The organism is Pseudacidovorax sp. 1753, from assembly GCF_040544975.1.
In the GTDB taxonomy this organism is placed as follows: Bacteria; Pseudomonadota; Gammaproteobacteria; order Burkholderiales; family Burkholderiaceae_C; genus Xenophilus.
The window spans coordinates 196773-213041 of record NZ_JBEPKY010000010.1 but is presented as its reverse complement, the minus strand read 5'-3'; the positions used below and the strand labels follow the sequence as shown (position 1 = coordinate 213041).

The window sequence follows — 16269 nt, the reverse complement described above, 5'->3', positions numbered from 1 at the left end:
TCAGGCGAAGGCGCGCCCTTCGCTCACCAGCTGGCGGATCAGGCCCGCCGGCTCCCAGAACTTGGCATCGTCGTTCGGGTTGCGACCGAAGCGCTGCATCGCCTGCACCACGTTGAACAGGCCCTGCTGGCTGGCGTAGTGCATCGGGCCGCCGCGGAAGATCGGGAAGCCGTAGCCCGTGATGTAGACCATGTCGATGTCGCTGGCCTTGCTGGCGATGCCGTCTTCCAGGATGTGCGCGCCCTCGTTCACCAGCGAATACACCAGGCGCTGCACGATCTCCTCGTCGCTGATCTTGCGCGGCGTGATGCCCAGTTGCTTGCGGTGCTCGGCAATCATGTCCTCCACCAGCTTGGACGGGATCGCGTCGCGCTTGCCCGCCTGGTAGTCGTACCAGCCGGCGCCGGTCTTCTGGCCGAAGCGGCCCAGCTCGCACAGCTTGTCGGCCGTGCGGCTGTACTTCATGTCGGGCTGCTCCACCGAGCGGCGCTTGCGGATGGCCCAGCCGATGTCGTTGCCCGCCAGGTCGCCCATGCGGAACGGGCCCATCGCGAAGCCGAACTTCTCGATGGCCTTGTCCACCTGCGCCGGCGTCGCGCCTTCGTCCAGCAGGAAGCCCGCCTGGCGGCCGTACTGCTCGATCATGCGGTTGCCGATGAAGCCGTCGCACACGCCCGAGACCACGGCCGTCTTCTTGATCTTCTTGGCCAGGCTCATCACCGTGGCCAGCACGTCCTTGCCCGTCCTGGCGCCGCGCACCACTTCCAGCAGCTTCATCACGTTGGCCGGGCTGAAGAAGTGCATGCCGATGACGTCCTGCGGACGCTTCGTGAAGGCCGCGATCTTGTCGACGTCGAGCGTGGAGGTGTTGGAGGCCAGGATGGCGCCAGGCTTGGCCACGGCATCGAGCTGGTTGAACACCTTTTCCTTGACGCCCAGTTCCTCGAACACGGCCTCGATGATCAGGTCGCAGTCCTTCAGGTCGTCGTAGCTCAGCGTGGTCTTGAGCAACGCCATGCGCTCCTCGTACTTCTCGGCCTTGAGCTTGCCCTTCTTGACCTGGGCCTCGTAGTTCTTTCGGATGGTGGCCACGCCGCGGTCCAGCGCCTCCTGCTTCATCTCGAGGATGGTCACCGGGATGCCGGCGTTCAGGAAGTTCATGCTGATGCCGCCGCCCATGGTGCCGGCGCCGATCACGCCCACCGTCTTGATGGTGCGCTGGGGGGTGTCGTCGGGCACGTCGGCGATCTTGGCCGCGGCACGTTCACCGAAGAAGATGTTGCGCAGCGCCGCCGATTCGGACGTCCAGACCAGCTCGGTCACACCGCGGCGCTCGAAAGCCAGGGCTTCGTCGAAGGGCAGGCGCACCGACTGGGCCACGCAATCCAGGCACAGCAGCGGCGCCGGAAAGTGGCGCGAGGCCGCGGCCACCTGGGTGCGTGCGAACTGCAAGTAGGCCTCGGGCGCCGGATGCACCACCTGCAGCTCGCGCACGCGCGGCAGCGGGCGCACGGCCGCATGCCGGCGCGCGAAGGCCACCGCGGCGCCGACCACATCGGCGTCCACCAGTTCGTCGATCAGCCGCTGTCCCGGCAGCCGGGCCAGGTGCTCGCTCATCACCGTCTCGCCGGTCACGATCATGTTCAGGGCCGGCTCCAGCCCGATGAGCCGCGGCAGCCGCTGCGTGCCACTTGCACCGGGCAGGATGCCGATGCGCACCTCGGGCAGCGAGACCTGCGTGCCCCGCTGCATCAGGCGGTAGTGGCAGCCCATGGCCAGCTCCAGCCCGCCGCCCATGGCCACGCGATGCACGGCCGCGACGATGGGCTTGTCGCTGCGCTCGATGAGGTCGATGACGTCGACCAGGTCGGGCGCCATGGTCGCCTCCGGTCGATTGAACTCGCGGATGTCCGCGCCGCCGCAGAAGGCCCGGCCGCGACCGGTGAGCACCATGGCCTGCACCTGCGGATCGCTGCCGGCGCGTGCGACCGATTCGGCGATGAAGCGACGGTTGGCCAGGCCCAGGCTGTTGACGGGCGGCGTGTCCATGGTGATGACGGCGATGCCGTCCTGAATCGCGTAGCTGCCGCTCATGCGTGCTCTCCTCGTCGGGTCATGGAGTGGGGGGAATGCGGCGGCCCGGAAGGCCGGCGGTCCGATGTTCAGTCGCCCGCGCGACGCCACGCATCAGCACTTTGAATCGCTCCGATGAAAACACTGCATGCCCCGGCGACTCACGGCGCGCGGCATGGCGGCACCATCGGGGCACCAGTTTTTGCCCTCGCAATGACAGCATGACCACCCTCACCCGCGCCAACCTCCACGACTTCGTCGGCCAGTCCATCGGCACCTCGTCATGGGTCGATGTGCCCCAGTCGCGCATCGACGCCTTCGCCGATTGCACCGGCGACCGGCAATGGATCCACATCGACGTGGAACGCGCCACGCGCGAAAGCCCCTTCGGCGCGCCCATCGCCCACGGCTTCCTGACCCTGTCGCTGCTGCCCATCACCAGCTATGAATTGCTGGAAGGGCTGGCGCCGACCAAGTCCGTCAACTATGGGCTGGACAAGCTGCGCTTCATATCGCCCGTCAAGGCCGGTGCACGGGTGCGCAACCACATGCGACTGCTGGCCGCCGAGGCGCGCGACGACGGCTGGACGCTGCTGCGGTGCGAGAACACCATGGAGATCGAGGGCCAGGACAAGCCGGCGCTGGTGGCCGTGAGCCTGGGCCTGTTCTCCTGGGACTGACGCACGCGCCCACGCCCGGCCCTTCACCCGATTCAACCGAGAGACAGCACATGGACTTCGAACACAGCCCCAAGGTGCAGGACCTGCGCCGACGCCTGCTCGCCTTCATGGACGAGCACATCTACCCGAACGAGAAGCGCCATGCGCAGGAGGCGCACGCGTCCTACCTGAATGCCGAGCGCACCGGCGGCCCCTATACCGGCCTGCCGCTCATGGAAGAGCTCAAGCGCAAGGCCCACGCCGCGGGCCTGTGGAACCTGTTCCTGCCCGAGGACGAGCACGGCGCGGGCCTCACCAACCTGGAATACGCACCGCTGTGCGAGATCATGGGCCGTCGCTACTGGAGCGCCGAGGCCTTCAACTGCAGTGCGCCCGACACCGGCAATACCGAGGTGATCGCGCGCTACGGCAACGAGGAGCAGAAGGCCCGCTGGCTGCAGCCGCTGCTCGACGGCGAGATCCGCTCCTCCTTCGCCATGACCGAGCCGGCCGTGGCCTCGTCGGACGCCACCAACATCGCCACGCGCATCCGCCGCGACGGCGACGACTACGTCATCGACGGCCGCAAGTGGTACATCACCGGCGCGATGAACGAGCGCTGCAAGCTGTTCATCCTGATGGGCAAGACCGACCCCGACAACCCGGACCGGCACCGCCAGCAGTCGATGATCATCGTGCCGCGCGACACGCCCGGCATCACCGTGGTGCGCGACATGGCGCTGGTGAACCACTACGACGCGCCCTTCGGCCATCCGGAGGTGATCTTCGACAACGTGCGGGTGCCGGCCTCCAACCTGCTGCTGGGCGAGGGCCGCGGCTTCGAGATTGCCCAGGGCCGCCTCGGGCCGGGCCGCATCCATCACTGCATGCGCATGATCGGCATGGCCGAATCGGCGCTGGAGATGATGTGCGAGCGCGCCGTCTCGCGCGTGGCCTTCGGCAAGCCGCTGTCCGACCAGGGCGTCTGGCGCGAGCGCATCGCCCGGGGCCGCATGCTGATCGACCAGACCCGCTGGATGGTGCTGCACGCCGCCTGGCGCATGGACACCGTGGGCAACAAGGTGGCGGCCAAGGAGATCGCCATGATCAAGGTGATCGCGCCCAACAACTGCATCCAGGTCATCGACGACGCCATGCAGGCCTTCGGCGCCATGGGGCTGAGCCAGGACACGTTGCTGGTGAACTTCTGGGCCTATGCGCGCCACCTGCGCGTGGCCGACGGCCCGGACGAGGTGCACACCAACGCCGTCGCCAAGCAGGAGCTGGGGCCCTACCGCGCCAAGGTCGCCTGAGCGCGGGCGCCGCGGGGCCTGCGCCCTGCGACGCCGGCCCGCGGCGGCGATTCAGGCGCCGCTGGCGCGGGGCGCGGCAAAGCCGGGCTCGCGCAGCATGCGCCGCAGCAGCTTGCCGTTGTCGGCCGCGGGCAGGCCGTCGCGAAAGACGATGGTGCGCGGCACCTTGTAGTGCGACATGTGGGCCTGGCACCACTCGATGAGCACCTGGTCCGTGCGGTCGCGCCGGCGCCCGAAGCCGTCCACCCGGATCTGCCGCGCCGCCGGGTCCTTGAGCACCACGTAGGCCTGCAGCGCCTCGCCGCGGTCCGGGTCGGGCAGGCCGACCACCGCGGCCTGGCGCACGTCAGGATGCGTCGCCAGGATGGCCTCCACCTCTTCGGGGAAGACGCTGTAGCTCCAGACCTTGATCATCTCCTTGCGCCGTCCCACGAAGGTGAGGTAGCCCTCCTCGTCGAGCCGGCCGATGTCGCCCGTGCGCACCCAGCCGTCGCGCACCATGGCCGCCGTGGCCTCGGGCCGCATCCAGTAGCCCCTGAAGGGCTGGGGGCCGCGCAGCAGGATCTCGCCAACGGCGCCGCAGGGCCGGGGCTGACCGGTGTCGGGGTCGACGATGCGCACCTCGGTGCCGGGCACCGGCCTTCCATTGGTGCCCCAGCGCACGGCGTCGGCAGGCATCATCACGTCGGAGCTGTGGGTCTCGCTCAGGCCGTAGCCTGCCTCGAACACCTGGGCGCCGCCGGTGAAGCGGTGCCAGCGGTCGGCGAGCGCACGGGTCAGGATGGTGCCGAAGCTGGTGCTGGCCGTGCCGCGCAAGGACGACAGGTCGTAGGTGGGGGCATCTTCCGCGCCCATCACCAGCTCCAGCGAAGGCGCCATGGTGTACCACCATGTCACGCGGCAGGCCTCGATGGCCTGCAGCACGGCCGTGGCATCGAAGCGGGCCAGCAGCACCACCGTGGCGCCCATGTAGAGCACGACGTCCAGTCCCGCCACCAGGCCCGAGATGTGGTGCAGCGGCACGTCGGCCAGCAGCACGTCGTCGGCCGTCAGCCCCCAGCAGCTCGACGTGGCGGCCGACTTGTAGAGCGCGACGTCATGGCCCAGCATGGCCGCCTTGGGCAGGCCCGTCGTGCCCGAGGTGCAGGCCATGAGCGCCACCTCGTCCATGGCCAGGTCGGCCAGGGGCTCGAAGGGCGGCATGGCCTCGAGCTCGTCCATGAGATCGACCACGCCGTCGGGCCAGGGCTTGGCGGGCTCGCCCGGCAGGCGGATGCAGGCGGGCACGTCCATGGCCAGCACGCCAGGCAGCATGTCGCCTGCCCGCACCCCGTACACGGTGCAATCGCGCCCGCCCGGCCGGGACTCATGGACCGTGGGCAGGTCCTCCTCGCCGGCGACCACGGCCCGCACGTCGAGTTCAGCGAACTGGTGCGCAAGTTCGTACCGCCGGGCATGGGGACTGCAGGCGCTGACGACCACCCCCAGCTTCTGCGCACCCAGGTGCGCGATCACGAACTGCGGGCAGTTGTGCAGCACCAGCACCAGCACGTCGCCCTGCGAGAGCCCGCGCTGGCGCAGGCTCTGGGCGAAACGGTCGCTCAGGTCGTCGAGTTCGGCGTAGCTGATGCGCCGGCCGTACCAGACGATGGCTGTCTTGTCGGGCGTGGCGCGCGCATGCAGGCGCAGGTAGTCATGCAGCGGTCGCTCGCCGTGGCGAAAGTCGATCATCCTGGCTTGTCTCCGGATCATTCGATGCGACCGGATACCGCGGGGCGGTTCCGGCTTCTTCCCGGATGATGACCCGCGCAGAGCGCCACCGCAAGGCGCGCCGGATGAATGTTGGGCATGGGCAAGCATGCCGGGGCTGCATGGCGCGGCGCAGCAAACCACGGCCTGCTGTCCGCAGCCCCCGGCTGCCTCGCGCGGCGCGTGGGTGGATCAGGCGCCGGCCGCGGCCGTGGCGCCCGCCGTGGCGGACTGCTGCTCGTGCAGGTAGGCCAGGATGGGCGCCATCGTGCGTTCGATCTCTTCCTCGATGCCGGCACGCGCGGTGTCCGCATCCGCCTTGCGCAGGCCGCGCAGTACGCGCTGGTGCGGGTGCTGGCGCCGCGGCTCTGCCATGGGCCGCGTCTGCAGTGCCCGCATCAGCGGCCCGCATTGCAGCCACAGGCCTTCGATCATGCGCAGCAGCACGGGCTTGCCCGCCAGCGCATACACCGCCAGGTGGAAGCGCTCGGAGGCGAGCAGCTCACCGGCAAAGTCCGCCGCCTCATGACGGGCGGCCATGTCGCGGTGCAGTTGCTCCAGGCGCGCAATGTCCTCCGGGCCGGCCAGGGCCGCCGCATGCGCGGCCGCACGCCCTTCGAGCATCAGCCGCAGTTCGCAGACCTCGGCGAAGCGCGCTGCCGACATCACGGGCACACGCACCGAATGGTGGCCGACCTGCTCCAGCGCCTGTTCGGAGATGAGCCTGGCAAAGGCCTCGCGCACCGGTGTCGGGCTGATGCCCATCTCGGCCGCGAGGTCGCGCAGCTTGAGCTTCTCGCCCGGGGCGAAGCGACCCGCCTTCAGGTCGCGGCACAGGCGGCCATAAGCCAGGCCGTTGAGGCTCTCACGGGTCAGGGGCGCGTCGTCCATGGCTGCAGCGGCTGGGCCGAAAGTCATTTGCAATAAGTTATATCGTACAGGCCGGTCCGTCAGCGACCGGTGAAGCGCGGCGGGCGCTTTTCCAGGAAGTGCGCGACGCCCTCCTGGAAGTCCTCGCTGTCGAACGAGGCCACCATGTCGGCGTCGGCCCTGCGCCAGGCGGCATCCAGGTCCTGGAACAAGCCGTCGTAGACCTGGCGCTTGATCACACCGATGGACCGCGGCGAGGCCGACTGCGTCCATTCCCGGGCCAGGGACTGCACACCCGCCAGAAAGCCCTCGGCCGGCCGCGCGCGCACCAGGCCGAATCGCTCGGCCTCGTCCGTCAGGAGGGTGCGGGCCGACATCAACAGGTCGAGCGCATTCGTCAGGCCGACGATGCGCGGCAGCATCCACGACGCGCCATGCTCCGCGATCAGTCCGCGCTTGGCGAAGGCGGTGGTGAGCTTCTGGCCCTCGGCCATGTAGCGGAAGTCGCAGAACAGCGCCATGCACAGCCCGATGCCCGCCACCGGCCCGTTGATGGCCGCGAAGATGGGCTTGGGCACCTTCAGCAGGTAACTGAAGCGCCAGGCGTAGTTGCGGTCGAGTCCCTCTGGCGCGGCCGTCTGCGCACCGCCCGCGGGTGCGGCGGCCGTGGCGTCGCCCGCCGCGGTGCCGCGGGTGCCGGCTTCGAGGATGTCCATGTCGGCCCCGGCGCAGAAGCCCCGGCCGGCGCCGGTGACCACGATGGCCCGCACCGCCGTGTCGGCCTCGGCGGCTTCGATGGCGCGGCGGAACTCGGCCTCCATGGCCTCGGTCCAGGCGTTGAGCCGCTCGGGCCGGTTGAGCGTCAGGGTCATGACGCCGTCGTCCACCGCGGTGGCGATCTGCTGGTAGTCGTCGTGCGAAGGCATGCGTGGCTCCGGGGAAGGATGGGCGGGCGGCGGTCCGCGTTCAGGCCTCGCCACCGACGGTGGCGCCACCGTCGATGACCAGCGTGGTGCCGGTGATGAAGCGGCCGGCCTCGGAGGCCAGCAGCAGGGCGGCACCGGCGATGTCCTCCGGCTCGCCGATGCGGTGCAGCGGGCTGGACGCGAGTGCGGCCGCCAGCGTGTCGGGGTTGTCCCAGAGCGCCTTGGCGAAGTCGGTCTTGATCAGGCCCGGCGCGATGCAGTTGGTGCGGATGCCCTGCTTGCCCCACTCCAGCGCCAGGTTGCGCGCGAGCTGCATGTCCGCCGCCTTCGAGATGGCGTAGGCGCCCAGCACGCGCGAGCCGGTCAGGCCGGCGATGGAGCTGATGATCACCACGCTGCCGCCGCCCTTGGCCGCCATGCCCGGTGCCACGCGGTTGACCAGCCACAGGTTCGAGCGGATGTTCACATCCATGACCTTGGAGAAAGCCTCGTCCGTGATGCCGGACATCGGCCCGTAGTACGGGTTGACCGCCGCATTGCAGACCAGCACGTCGACGCTTCCGTAGCGCGATTCGGTCTGGTCCACCAGCGCCAGCACCTCGTCCTTGCGCGAGATGTTGCAGGCGATGGCCGTGGCCTCGCCGCCTTCGCTGCGGATCTGGTCGACCACGGCGGCACAGGCGTCGGCCTTGCGGCTGGTGATGACGACGCGCGCACCGGCACGGGCGAAGGCCAGCGCGATGGCGCGGCCGATGCCGCGCGACGAGCCGGTGACGATGGCGGTCTTGTCCTTGAGCGAGAAGCTGTCCATGGGGTACTCCGGCGCCGGTGGCGCATCAGCGGTTGTGGAAGACGGGGGTGCGCTTGTCCATGAAGGCCCGGGCGGCTTCGAGGTGGTCCTCGGTCATGGCACAGCGGATGTGGCGGATGGCCTCGTGGTCCAGCGCCTGCGCCAGCGTGGCGCCCTGCTCCGCCACGTTCAGGTTGGCCTTGATGTGGCCGAGGGTGATGGTCGGGCCGGCCGCCAGCTGGCGTGCGAGCCGCTGCCCTTCGTCATCGAGCGCCTCGTCGGGCACCACCTGCGTGACCAGCCCAATGCGCAAGGCCTCGTCGGCCTGCAGCACGGGCGACAACAGCGCGAAGGCCCGGGCACGCGGACCCAGCAGCTGCGTGAGGAAGTAGGTGCTGCCGAAATCGCCCGAAAGACCCACCTTGGCGAAGGCCGAGGTCATCTTGAGGGTGGAGCCGGCCACCAGCAGGTCGCAGGCCAGGGCCAGCGACAGGCCGGCCCCCGCGCAGGCGCCGCGCACCACGGCCAGCGTGGGCTTGGGCATCTCGTGCAGCAGGCGGGCGCACTCCATGTGCTCGCGCAGCTGGTGGGTACGGGCCTCCAGCGTGGCCTCGGCGCCTTCCGATGCCGCCATGGCCTGCACGTCGCCCCCGGCGCAGAAGCCGCGGCCGGCGCCGGTCAGCAGCACGGCACGCACCTGCGCATCGATGGCTGCGCGGCGCAGGGCAGCCAGCAGGGCGTCGGTCATGCTGGGCGTGAGCGCATTCAGCCGCTCGGGCCGGTTCAGCGTCAGGGTGAGCACGCCGCCGTCCAGCTGCTCGATCAATTCGGTGGTCATCATGTCTCCTTCGTCGTCAAAGGGCTTCGGCCTGGCGCAGGGCGTCGACCTGCGCGGGGGTCCGGCCCAGCCACTGGCGCAGGACCTCGTCGTTGTGCGCGCCCACCTGCGGCAATGCGCTGCGCACGCTCAGGGGGGTGTCGGACAGGTGCATGGTCACGCCCTGCATCGGTACTTCAGTGCCGCCGAAGGGCAGGCGCACGATCGCGTCGCGATGGGCGAGCTGCGGGTTGTGGACCACTTCGTCGAGCCGGGCGATCTTGGCGCAGGGAACGCCCTGCGCCTCCAGGCGCCGCACGATCTCGTCGGCCTCCAGCCCGGCCATCCAGTCGGCCACCAGGCCCTCCACCGCATCGCGGTGCGCCAGTCGGCTGGCCATGGTGGCGAATCGCGGGTCGTCGATCAGGCCCGGGCGCTCCATGGCGCGCAGCACGCGGGGGAACATGTTGTCGTCGCCCCCCACCAGCAGCACATGGCGGCCGTCGCCGGTGGCGAAGGTGTTGGAGGGCGCGACGAAGCGGTCTCGACTGCCCACGCGCGTCATCGTGGTGCCCAGGAGCAGCTGCTGCGGGATGGCCGTCATCAGCATCGACAGCGCACTTTCGAGCAGCGACACGTCGACCAGCTGCCCACGGCCCGTGGCATGGCGCGCATTGAGCGCGGCCAGGATGCCCAGGGCGGCATACATGCCGGTGGTGTAGTCGCAGATGAAGGACCCGATCATGGTCGGCGGCCCCTCGGGCTGGCCGGTCATGTCCATCAGGCCGCTCATGGCCTGGGCCACGCCGTCGAAGCACTGCTTGTTGGCGAGCGGCCCGTCCTGCCCGAAGCCGGAGATGCGCGCCATGACCAGGCGCGGGTTGAGGGCATGGACCGCCTCCCAGCCCAGGCTCATCTTCTCCATGGTGCCCGGGCGGAAGTTCTCGACCAGCACATCGGCCTCGGCGATCAGCGCCCGCAGCGTCGCCAGGCCCTCGGGGTGGCGCAGGTCCAGCGCCAGGCTCTTCTTGTTGCGGTTGACGATGAAGGTATAGAGGCTCTGGCCCTCCACGGCGGGCAAGGCCTGCCGGGCGTATTCGCCTTCGCCGGGCGGCTCGATCTTGACCACCTCGGCCCCCATGTCGCCCAGCATCATGGCGCAATAGGGCCCCGCGATGAAGCGCGAGAGATCGAGGACGCGCAGGCCGGCCAGCGAGGTCATGGGAAATGTCTCCGTGTGGATGCGCGCCGTCTGCCTAATCTCGATTCCGCGACGCGCTTTTTATCTGTTATAACAGATTTATTGGAGACAAAGCATGACCGTCCATCCTTTCACCCCCTCTGCCCCGCCCGCCTCGGCGCAGGCCAGCGCCTTCCTGCGGCTGCGCCAGATCTGTCTGGTGGCGACTGAACTCGATCCCGTGGTGGAGGACCTGTGCGCCGTCTTCGGCGTGGAGGTCTGCCACCGCGATCCCGAGGTCGGTCAGTTCGGGCTGCACAACGCGCTCATGCCCTTCGGCCAGCAGTTCATCGAGGTGGTCGCGCCGACCCGGCCCGACACGGCGGCGGGCCGCTATCTGGATCGCCGCGGCGGCGATGGCGGCTACATGGTGATCCTGGACACCGACGCCCTTCCCCGCTGGCGAACCCATGTGGCGGCCATCGGCGTGCGCGTGGCCGCGCCGCTGGCGCTGGGCGACTACGAAGGCATGCAGCTGCATCCGCGCGATACCGGCGGCGCCTTGCTGGAGCTCAACACCACCCTGGGTGGCGCTGCGCTCGACGGCCCCTACTGGCCGGCGGGGCCGCACTGGCAGCAGCATGTGCGCGCACAACGGGTGAGCGGCATCGCCGGCGCCGTGCTCCAGTCGGCCGAGCCTCAGGCGCTGGCCCGCCGCTGGTCGCAGATCCTCCAGCGTCCGCTGGCGCAGGACCATCTGGCGCTGGACAACGCCACGCTACGCTTCGTGCAGGAGGGCGGTGGCCGCGGCGAAGGCCTGGCCGCCCTGCTGCTGCACACGCGCGACGCCGCGGCCATCGAGGCCGCCGCCCGCGCGCGCACGCTGCCCTGGAGCGAAGGCCAGGTCACGGTCGGGGGCGTGCAGTTTCATCTGCAGGCTGCCTGACCCGTCACCCGTCCCGCACTCGCCCCGATCAACAAGGAGACAGTCCATGGAACTCGAATTCACCCCCGAAGAGCGGGCCTTCGCCGACGAGGTGCGCGACTTCATCGCCGGGCATCTGCCACCCGACATCGCGCAGCGCGTGGAGCACGACCTGCACCTGGAGCGCGACGACTACATGCGCTGGCAACAGATCCTGGGCCGGCGCGGCTGGCATGCCTACACCTGGCCCGAGTCGCAGGGCGGGCCGGGCTGGAGCGTGATCCAGCGCTACCTGTTCGAGACCATCAGCGGGCAGATGAACTGCCCCACCATCCAGCCCTTCGGGCCGCGCATGGTCGGACCGGTCATCTACAACTTCGGCAATGCGCAGCAACAGGCGCAGCACCTGCCGGGCATCCGCGATTCGACGGTATGGTGGTGCCAGGGCTATTCCGAGCCGGCCTCGGGCTCGGACCTGGCCTCGCTGGCGACACGGGCGGACGACGCGGGCGACCACTACGTGGTCAACGGCCAGAAGATCTGGACCTCGTATGCGCACCACGCCGACTGGATGTTCTGCCTGGTCCGCACCAGCCGCGAAAGCCGCAAGCAGGAGGGCATCTCCTTCCTGCTGATCGACATGCGCACGCCGGGCATCGAGGTGCAGCCCATTCCGATGCTGGAGGGCACCCATTCCTTCAATGCCGTGTTCTTCACCGACGTGCGGGTGCCCAAGGCCAACCTGGTGGGCGAGGAAGGCCAGGGCTGGCGCTACGCCAAGTTCCTGCTGGAGCATGAGCGGGTCGAGAACTCCAACATCGGCTTCTCGACCTTTGCGCTGCGCCGCCTGCGACGCATGGCCGCCGCGGTGCAGGACCGGGGCCGCCCGCTGGTGGAGCAGCCGCTGTTCCGCGCCAAGCTCGCGCGCACCGAGGCCCAGCTCAAGGCGCTGGAGATGACCACACTGCGTGCGCTGTCGAGCATGGGCAGCGGCAGCTCGCCCGGCGCCGGGCTTGCCTCCGCCCTCAAGATCCGCGGCACCGAGATCGGCCAGAGCCTGACCGAACTGCTCTTCGAGGCGGCCGGCCCGCTCGGGCAGCGGCTGGACCCGGCCCTTGCCCACGGCAAGGGCGACCTGGCCAGCCTGGATGCCAGCCTGCGCGGCGCCCCAGCCAACTACTTCTGGCGACGTGCCATGTCGATCTACGGCGGCAGCAACGAGATCCAGCGCAACATCGTGGCCAAGCAGGTGCTTGGACTCTGAGCGCATGGTGGCGGTGGCGGGCTGCTGCCGGCGCTGTTCCAACAGGTGGAATGGCGGTCTTCGCGCAGGGCGGGGCCTGGCCTAAGCTGTTTCCGATGCACGAGCCGGTCATGCAACCGGTTCGGCCCGGAGACTTTCGATGACCCCCATTGCCACCTCTCTTCGGCTTCGCCGCCGCTCGCTTCTTCAGGCCGCCGCATTCGGCGCGGTATTGCCCAGCGCCTGGGCCCAGGCGCCCTTCCCGAACAAGCCAGTCCGCATCGTCGTGCCGTTCGCGGCGGGCGGCCCGACGGACCTGATGGCCCGGGCCATCGCCAAGGCGATGGGCCAGTCCACCGGCCAGCCCTTCATCGTCGACAACAAGCCCGGCGGCGGTGGCGTGATCGGCCTGAGCGAGATCGGGCGCAACCCCGCCGACGGCTACACGCTGGTGATGCCCTCGATCCTGGCGGTGACCAACCCCGCGCTGATGCCCAACTACCCCTTCGACACCCTGAAGGACTTCAGCCCGGTCACCATCGTCGGCCTCATCCCCCACGCCCTGGTCGTCAAGCCGGACTTTGCGGCCACCGACCTGCAGGGGCTGGTGACGATGGGCAAGGCCAACCCAGGCAGCCTGTCGTACGCGTCCTCGGGCATCGGCACCTCCGCCCATCTGGCCGGTGCGTTGTTCGCGCAGCGCGCGGGCATCCAGGCCACGCATGTGCCCTACCGCGGCGCCGGCCCGGCCGTGCAGGATCTGCTGGGCGGCCGTGTGCAGTTCATGTTCCTGGACATGAGCACGGCCCTCGGGCAGATCCAGGCCGGCAAGCTGCGCGCACTGGCCGTGGCACCGGCCCAGCGCTTCGACGGCCTGCCGCAGGTGCCCACCGTGGCCGAGCAGGGCTATCCGGGCTTCGACGTGCATGGCTGGTATGGGCTGCTGGTGAAGGCAGGAACGCCGGCGCCCGTGATCGATGCGCTGTACCGCGAGGTCAAGGCCGCACTCTCGGAGACCGAACTGCGGGCCATGTTCCGCGCACAGGGCATCGAACCCGGCGGCGTGCCGCCCGCCGAATACGGCGAGATCATCCGCAAGGACCTGGTGCAATGGCGCAAGACCATTGCCGAACTCGGCATCAAGCTCGACTGAAGGACGCCATGCGGATCGCGATTCCCGACGACTACCAGGACTGCGTGCGCGGGCTGGCCTGCTTCGGCAAGCTCGCCGGGCACGAAGTCACCGTCTTCCACGACACCCTGCACGACCCGGCCGCGCTGGCCGAGCGCCTGCAGGACTTCGACGCCGTGGTGCTCACGCGTGAGCGCACCCGCGTCGGCCCCGAGCTGCTGTCGCGGCTGCCGCGGCTGAAGCTGATCAGCCAGACCGGCAAGGTGGCCGGCCATGTGGACCTGGCCGCCTGCACCGCGCACGGCGTGGCCGTGGCCGACGGCCGCGGCTCGGGTGCGGCGACGGCGGAGCTGACCTGGGCGCTGCTGCTGGCCAGCCGGCGGCACCTGGTGGACGAAGCCAACCGGCTGCGCGCCGGCCAGTGGCAGGGCCACCTGGGGCAGCAGCTCTTCGGCCAGCGGCTGGGCATCTGGAGCTATGGCCGCATCGGCAGCCAGGTGGCCCGCTATGGCCGTGCCTTCGGCATGCAGGTGTGGGTGTGGGGCCGCGAAGCCTCTACCGCTGCGGCGCGTGCCGATGGCTTCGACGTGGCGCCTTCGCGCGAGGCCTTCTTTGCCGAAAGCGATGCGGTCTGCCTGCATGTGCGCCTGGTGCCGCAGACGCAGGGCCTCGTCACCCGCGCCGACCTGGCCCGCATGAAGCCCGGTGCCGTGTTGGTCAACACCAGCCGCTCCGAGCTGATCGAGGACGGCGCCCTGGTCGACGCCCTGCGCGCCGGCCGCCCCGGCTTTGCCGCGGTAGACGTCTTCGACCAGGACCTGGAGCCGCTGCAAGGCGGCCACCCGCTGCTCGACCTGCCCAATGCCCTGTGCACGCCGCACATCGGCTATGTGGAGCGCGACAACTACGAGCACTACTTCGGCACGGCCTTCGACAACATCGTGGCCTTTGCGCAAGGGCAGCCGCGGAACATCGTCAATCAGGAAGTGCTGGGCGCGCGGGCGGGCTGAACCCCTCGGGCACGCGGGCCGCTCGGCCCGGCACGCCAGAGCGGCTGGATGCGCCGCGGCGCTCAGCCGTGGCGGATCACGTTGAAGCCTTCGTCCGCCGTCGGTGGCACGAAATGGCGGGAGATCTGGTCGAACTCGGCGTCGCTCGTTTCGAAGGGGTGGTCCCCGGCCGCATTGCGGGCGCGAAGACGGGCCTTGCACACCTCGTCAGGCACGTCCAGCAGGTGCAGGGCATGGGCGGCGCCGGCCCGCTCGTACAAGCCGCGCATCCAGGCCCGCGTGGCGACCGTGTTGGCAGGAAAGTCGAGCACCACCGACACGCCACTGCGCAGCAGCGATTCGACGTGACCGCTCATGGCCTCGCGCAGGCGGCCCGCGCAGCGCACATAGTCGGCGAGCGCGTGGATCTCGTTGGGGTAGAGCCGCGACAGCCAGTCGTCCTCGCTGATGCGCACCGTGGCGGGGGCGGAGGCCAGGCGCTGCGTCAGCGTCGACTTGCCCGAGCCGATCTTGCCGCAGACCATGTGCAGCGTGGCGACGGAAGAAAGGGGCGCAGAAGGGGGCGGGACTTGTGGCGGGTTCATTTCGATCTCCTGTGACGAGGGCCCGGGAGACAGAAAGAAGAAACCCGCCTCACCGGGCGGGTTGCGGATGGCGACCTGGGCCGCGCGCTAACCCACCCACCCCGGAATGGGGCGAATGATGGAGGCGATGCGCGGGGCGGTCATGGCGGGGCCAGCTTAACAGCGCGGCCGGGGCTGCGGAGACGGAACCGGTCACGCTCGACCTTCAGGTGAAGAGGTCATGGAACGCCTGCACGTCGCACATGGCCACCTGGGCCTGCAAGGGAAACACGCGCCAAGGCGCGGCCACGTCCATGTCGACAAGCCGGCGCAGCAGTTCATCACGCACGGCTGGCTTCACCTGCTGGCGCCAGTCGAGCACCTGGCCCCAGGTGGAGCTGCCGTTCAGGTGCAGCGGACCGCTGACGGGCTGGATGGATTCGATGAAGGCCTGTGGGAACAAGCGCGTGTAGGCCCGGAGGTTGTAGAGCCAGGAGACGCCCATGACCGACCGTGCTTCAGGATGGGCGCTGCGAACGTGTTGGAACATCGCGCGCAGTTCATGTTGGCGCGCGTCCACCGCAGCGGCGGCGAGCGGACTGGCGGCTAGACCTTCCGGCGGCATGAAGTGGATGCGCAGCACCCCTGTGGCATTGGGGCTGTCGTATGAGAAGCATCCGAAGGTCGGCGCAGGAGCGAGCGGTGGGCGGGCTTTGTGGAACTTGAGCGTGGTCGACAGCAGGGCCGCCTGGTCATGGCTGACCGTGCCCAGTTCAGCCAGGAAGATGGCCCATTGTTCGGCACCGCTTTCGCCCCAGAGATGCAGACGGCGGCGGAGGTTGGTGCAGCGTGCGACCGCGACGTCGAAGGGCACGTCTGCCGCGGTCGCGTAGTGCGCGGCGAAGGTCAGTTGGAGCGAGAAGTAGGCGCTGGGCACAGCGTGATGGACTGTCCGGGAGCCTTGATTGTGGTGGTTGAAGGGCGGCTTCAGGCTGTCTGTGGTCGTTCGATTTTTTTAA

The 16269-nt window shown here is 69.5% G+C and carries 15 protein-coding genes; 6 read left to right on the top strand and 9 right to left on the bottom strand.

The annotated features are described in order from the left end of the window. Positions 1 to 2094, bottom strand: a complete 2094-nt coding sequence (locus ABIC63_RS14775; RefSeq protein ID WP_354320315.1) for a 3-hydroxyacyl-CoA dehydrogenase NAD-binding domain-containing protein — start codon at positions 2092 to 2094, stop codon at positions 1 to 3. A 200-nt stretch (positions 2095 to 2294) separates the two neighbouring features. Here ABIC63_RS14775 and ABIC63_RS14770 point away from each other — a divergent pair, with 200 nt between their 5' ends. Together ABIC63_RS14770 and ABIC63_RS14765 are read left to right on the top strand one after the other, a co-directional pair. Then, the gene (locus tag ABIC63_RS14770; protein WP_354320314.1) at positions 2295 to 2753 is read left to right on the top strand and encodes a MaoC family dehydratase; all 459 of its coding nucleotides are present in this window, start codon (positions 2295 to 2297) and stop codon (positions 2751 to 2753) included. Positions 2754 to 2803: 50 nt separating this feature from the next. Continuing rightward, on the top strand, positions 2804 to 4045 hold the full coding sequence (locus ABIC63_RS14765) for an acyl-CoA dehydrogenase family protein (RefSeq protein ID WP_354320313.1): 1242 nt from the start codon (positions 2804 to 2806) through the stop codon (positions 4043 to 4045). A gap of 51 nt (positions 4046 to 4096) precedes the next feature. Here the strand turns inward: ABIC63_RS14765 and ABIC63_RS14760 are convergent, their stop codons facing one another. The 6 genes from ABIC63_RS14760 to ABIC63_RS14735 form a co-directional block, all read right to left on the bottom strand. Next, entirely contained in the window at positions 4097 to 5776 is a 1680-nt protein-coding gene (locus ABIC63_RS14760) for an AMP-binding protein (RefSeq protein WP_354320312.1), read from the bottom strand. A gap of 210 nt (positions 5777 to 5986) precedes the next feature. Then, positions 5987 to 6685: a GntR family transcriptional regulator gene (locus ABIC63_RS14755; protein ID WP_294371265.1), complete on the bottom strand. Its 699-nt coding sequence runs from the start codon at positions 6683 to 6685 to the stop codon at positions 5987 to 5989. A gap of 59 nt (positions 6686 to 6744) precedes the next feature. Further along, complete coding sequence (locus ABIC63_RS14750) at positions 6745 to 7590, bottom strand: enoyl-CoA hydratase-related protein (RefSeq protein WP_294371267.1); 846 nt, start codon at positions 7588 to 7590, stop codon at positions 6745 to 6747. A 40-nt stretch (positions 7591 to 7630) separates the two neighbouring features. Next, positions 7631 to 8401 carry an SDR family NAD(P)-dependent oxidoreductase gene (locus tag ABIC63_RS14745; protein WP_354320311.1) on the bottom strand — a complete coding sequence of 257 codons (771 nt, stop codon included), beginning with the start codon at positions 8399 to 8401 and terminating at the stop codon, positions 7631 to 7633. Positions 8402 to 8426: 25 nt separating this feature from the next. Then, positions 8427 to 9218 (bottom strand): enoyl-CoA hydratase, encoded by a 792-nt coding sequence (locus tag ABIC63_RS14740; RefSeq protein ID WP_354320310.1) that lies wholly within the window; start codon positions 9216 to 9218, stop codon positions 8427 to 8429. Between the two features lie 16 nt (positions 9219 to 9234). Then, entirely contained in the window at positions 9235 to 10419 is a 1185-nt protein-coding gene (locus ABIC63_RS14735; protein WP_354320309.1) for a CaiB/BaiF CoA transferase family protein, read from the bottom strand. Between the two features lie 94 nt (positions 10420 to 10513). On the opposite strand from ABIC63_RS14735, the gene ABIC63_RS14730 reads away from it, so the two are divergent. The 4 genes from ABIC63_RS14730 (at position 10514) to ABIC63_RS14715 (ending at position 14687) form a co-directional block, all read left to right on the top strand. Beyond that, the gene (locus ABIC63_RS14730) at positions 10514 to 11323 is read left to right on the top strand and encodes a VOC family protein (RefSeq protein ID WP_354320308.1); all 810 of its coding nucleotides are present in this window, start codon (positions 10514 to 10516) and stop codon (positions 11321 to 11323) included. 46 nt (positions 11324 to 11369) lie between these two features. Continuing rightward, on the top strand, positions 11370 to 12566 hold the full coding sequence (locus ABIC63_RS14725) for an acyl-CoA dehydrogenase family protein (RefSeq protein WP_354320307.1): 1197 nt from the start codon (positions 11370 to 11372) through the stop codon (positions 12564 to 12566). 139 nt (positions 12567 to 12705) lie between these two features. Beyond that, a complete protein-coding gene (locus tag ABIC63_RS14720; RefSeq protein WP_354320306.1) occupies positions 12706 to 13698 on the top strand; it encodes a Bug family tripartite tricarboxylate transporter substrate binding protein in 993 nt (330 codons plus the stop codon). Positions 13699 to 13706: 8 nt separating this feature from the next. After that, positions 13707 to 14687 carry a D-2-hydroxyacid dehydrogenase family protein gene (locus tag ABIC63_RS14715; RefSeq protein WP_354320305.1) on the top strand — a complete coding sequence of 327 codons (981 nt, stop codon included), beginning with the start codon at positions 13707 to 13709 and terminating at the stop codon, positions 14685 to 14687. A 62-nt stretch (positions 14688 to 14749) separates the two neighbouring features. On the opposite strand, the gene ABIC63_RS14710 is transcribed toward ABIC63_RS14715, so the two are convergent. Both ABIC63_RS14710 and ABIC63_RS14705 read right to left on the bottom strand, forming a co-directional pair. Beyond that, positions 14750 to 15271, bottom strand: coding sequence for a P-loop nucleotide/nucleoside kinase family protein (locus ABIC63_RS14710; RefSeq protein ID WP_354320304.1), 522 nt, complete (start codon positions 15269 to 15271; stop codon positions 14750 to 14752). 205 nt (positions 15272 to 15476) lie between these two features. After that, positions 15477 to 16187 carry a hypothetical protein gene (locus tag ABIC63_RS14705; RefSeq protein WP_354320303.1) on the bottom strand — a complete coding sequence of 237 codons (711 nt, stop codon included), beginning with the start codon at positions 16185 to 16187 and terminating at the stop codon, positions 15477 to 15479. Between the last annotated feature and the right edge of the window lie 82 nt (positions 16188 to 16269).

Excerpts from the sequence above, each read along its gene's own strand:
- ABIC63_RS14715 (WP_354320305.1), top strand. The coding sequence starts at position 13,707 with ATGCGGATCGCGATTCCCGACGACTACCAGGACTGCGTGCGCGGGCTG.
- ABIC63_RS14765 (WP_354320313.1), top strand. The coding sequence starts at position 2,804 with ATGGACTTCGAACACAGCCCCAAGGTGCAGGACCTGCGCCGACGCCTG.
- ABIC63_RS14725 (WP_354320307.1), top strand. The coding sequence starts at position 11,370 with ATGGAACTCGAATTCACCCCCGAAGAGCGGGCCTTCGCCGACGAGGTG.
- ABIC63_RS14770 (WP_354320314.1), top strand. The coding sequence starts at position 2,295 with ATGACCACCCTCACCCGCGCCAACCTCCACGACTTCGTCGGCCAGTCC.
- ABIC63_RS14720 (WP_354320306.1), top strand. The coding sequence starts at position 12,706 with ATGACCCCCATTGCCACCTCTCTTCGGCTTCGCCGCCGCTCGCTTCTT.
- ABIC63_RS14775 (WP_354320315.1), bottom strand. The coding sequence starts at position 2,094 with ATGAGCGGCAGCTACGCGATTCAGGACGGCATCGCCGTCATCACCATG.
- ABIC63_RS14755 (WP_294371265.1), bottom strand. The coding sequence starts at position 6,685 with ATGGACGACGCGCCCCTGACCCGTGAGAGCCTCAACGGCCTGGCTTAT.
- ABIC63_RS14745 (WP_354320311.1), bottom strand. The coding sequence starts at position 8,401 with ATGGACAGCTTCTCGCTCAAGGACAAGACCGCCATCGTCACCGGCTCG.
- ABIC63_RS14735 (WP_354320309.1), bottom strand. The coding sequence starts at position 10,419 with ATGACCTCGCTGGCCGGCCTGCGCGTCCTCGATCTCTCGCGCTTCATC.
- ABIC63_RS14740 (WP_354320310.1), bottom strand. The coding sequence starts at position 9,218 with ATGACCACCGAATTGATCGAGCAGCTGGACGGCGGCGTGCTCACCCTG.
- ABIC63_RS14760 (WP_354320312.1), bottom strand. The coding sequence starts at position 5,776 with ATGATCGACTTTCGCCACGGCGAGCGACCGCTGCATGACTACCTGCGC.
- ABIC63_RS14750 (WP_294371267.1), bottom strand. The coding sequence starts at position 7,590 with ATGCCTTCGCACGACGACTACCAGCAGATCGCCACCGCGGTGGACGAC.
- ABIC63_RS14710 (WP_354320304.1), bottom strand. The coding sequence starts at position 15,271 with ATGAACCCGCCACAAGTCCCGCCCCCTTCTGCGCCCCTTTCTTCCGTC.
- ABIC63_RS14730 (WP_354320308.1), top strand. The coding sequence starts at position 10,514 with ATGACCGTCCATCCTTTCACCCCCTCTGCCCCGCCCGCCTCGGCGCAG.